Source organism: Binatus sp. (SeqCode) (assembly GCF_036522015.1).
Lineage (GTDB): Bacteria > Desulfobacterota > Binatia > Binatales > Binataceae > Binatus.
On sequence record NZ_DATDGQ010000338.1, the window covers coordinates 1 to 2478 of the forward strand.

General features: G+C 63.2%; 3 protein-coding genes. 2 read left to right on the top strand and 1 reads right to left on the bottom strand.

Going from position 1 to position 2478, the window contains the following annotated elements:
* Positions 1 to 302, bottom strand: a 302-nt coding sequence (locus tag VIW95_RS14270; RefSeq protein WP_331587673.1) for an MFS transporter, incomplete at its 3' end; no start/stop codon positions are given.
* Between the two features lie 231 nt (positions 303 to 533).
* Here VIW95_RS14270 and VIW95_RS14275 point away from each other — a divergent pair.
* Together VIW95_RS14275 and VIW95_RS14280 are read left to right on the top strand one after the other, a co-directional pair.
* On the top strand, positions 534 to 2027 hold the full coding sequence (locus VIW95_RS14275) for a Ppx/GppA phosphatase family protein (RefSeq protein WP_331587676.1): 1494 nt from the start codon (positions 534 to 536) through the stop codon (positions 2025 to 2027).
* Between the two features lie 122 nt (positions 2028 to 2149).
* Positions 2150 to 2478 (top strand): dTMP kinase (locus tag VIW95_RS14280; protein WP_331587678.1); only part of this gene is annotated, 329 nt, incomplete at its 3' end.

Here is a 2478-nt window from a genome sequence, read left to right on the forward strand (position 1 = left end):
GTTATAAACGCGAACACCGAGATCAGAAAATAACGCTTGCGGCCGAAGCGGGACGAAATCCATGCGGTCATCGGCAGCATGATCCCGTTGGCGACCAGGTAGCTCGTCAAGACCCAGGCAATCTCGTCGACGCTCGCCGAAAAGCTGCCCTGCATGTGCGGCAGCGCGACGTTGACGATCGACGTGTCGAGCACCTCGAGCGTCGTGCCGAGCATCACGGCCAGCGCGATCAGCCACTTGTGGCTGGCGGACCCGTACTCGGGAAAGTCGGTTCCAATCGGGGTTGAAGCTGCGGCTGCCAAGCAAATCGTCCGTGCTGCGTGCTCATTTCAGACTAGGCTCGATGGATTTCCGATGATACTGCGAAAAACAAATTCGACACTCTGCGTTCATCGCAGTGTAATGCGCGTCGCTTCTAATCGGCGCAGGTGGAGTGCGCGATTTCTTCCGCGCCGGTGCGGATGTGGGGTCATATGGATGACATCGAGCGCTTGGGACGGTACCTTCTAACCATGCGGCTGGGAGCGATCGATGTGGGATCCAACTCGGTCCACATGATCGTGGCCGACGTGAGCCGCGAGGGCCATCTCGAGGTTGTCGACCGCGTCAAGGAAATGGTGCGCCTCGGAAGGCGCTCGTTCACGACGGGCCGGCTTACCACTGAATCGATGGACCTCGCGGTGCGCGCGATGGTGAACTTCAAGCGCCTGCTGCGAGTGCGCCGCGTGGACCGTCTGCGCGCCGTCGCGACCAGCGCCGTGCGCGAGGCGCGCAATCGCACCGAATTTATCCGCCGCATCAAGCGTGAGACCGGCTTGACGGTTGAGGTGATCTCCGGCCTCGACGAGGCTCGCCTGATCTTCCAGGCCGCGCGCCACGCCCTCGGTCTCGACGGCGGACCTCATCTGCTCGTCGATGTCGGCGGCGGCAGCGTCGAACTGGTGTTGGTGCGCGACGGTAAGCCACTCTGGATGCGCAGCGTAAAGCTCGGCGCGGCGCGACTCGCCGAGCGCTTCCTGCTCGACGACCCGCCGACGCGCGCGCAGTTGACCAGGCTCGAGGCGCATCTCGAACGCGCGATCGGCCCGCTGATGCGCAAGGCGAAGCGCGCAGGTGTGGTGCGCGCGATCGGAACGTCGGGCACGATCAACACGCTCGTCGCGATGGCGCGATCGTCGCGCGGCGAGGAGCTGGGCCGCCTGCATGGAGCGAGCGCGTCGGCCGGCGAGATTTCAGATCTGTCGCGCGACCTGGTCGAGGCCAACGCGGCACTCCGCGTCGATCTTCCCGGGATGGACGCCAAGCGGGTCGACCTGATGCCCGCCGCGGCTACGCTCGTGAACTTTATTTTGAAAAAATCCGGAGCGCCGGAGCTCGTCGCGTGCACCTGGGCGCTGCGCGAGGGCGTGCTGCTGGGACTCGCGCATAAGATCGATTCGCGCTCCGCTGCCGACGCCCGCCGCCGCTCGGTCGGCGCGCTTGCTACCCGGTTCGCCGGCGCCAACGAGCATGGCAAACAGGTCGCGAAGCTTGCCCTGAAGCTCTTCGACGCGACCGCGCCGGTTTTGGGCCTGCCCAAGTCCTCGCGAGAACTCCTTGAATTCGGGGCTTTACTCCACGACATAGGCCACGCGATTGATCATGACCGGCACAATCGCCATTCTTACTACCTGATTAACAATGCGGAGCTGTTCGGCTTCGACACTGACGAAATCGAGGTCATCGCACAGGCGGCTCGCGGACACCGCAAACAGGCTCCGAAGCTCGATTCGCCGGATTTGAAATCGCTCAGCCCCGCCAAGCGCCGTGTGATCAGGGGCCTCGCCGCGATTTTGCGTGTCGCTGACGCGCTGGATCGAAGCCACTTCGGTGTGGTTAAAAATATCGAGGTCAGATATTCACCGGGTCGTGTGATCGTCGGAGTCGATTCGAAGCGCGAGAAGGCTGACCTCGAACTATGGACATGCGAGAGAAGGACCGACCTCCTGTCGAGGCTACTGGATCGCCAGGTGGTCCTGCAGCGTTAGAGCTGCCCGCGGTCGTTCCTTCCTCTAACGGCCACGTCTCTCCGTCTTCGACCAGCTCCAGGCCCAGGACCCGCACTGCGCCCAAAACTCTGCTCGAAACTCCGCATCCCTACAAGGGACGTTTGATCTGCGTCGAGGGAATCGACGGCTCCGGCAAATCGACCCAACTGCTGCTGCTCGAGCGATGGCTCCGCGCGCGCGGCTACCCGGTTCACTTCACCGAGTGGAATTCCTCGCGCTTGGTGCGGCGCTCGATGCAACGTGGCAAGAAAAAAAATCTACTGACGCCAACGACGTTCTCGCTGCTGCACGCGGTGGACTTCGCCGACCGCCTGACCTACCAGATCCTGCCGCCGCTCAAAGCTGGCATGATCGTGCTCGCCGATCGCTACGTATACACCGCGTTTGCGCGCGACGTCGCGCGCGGCGTGCATCCCGATTGGGTCCGCTC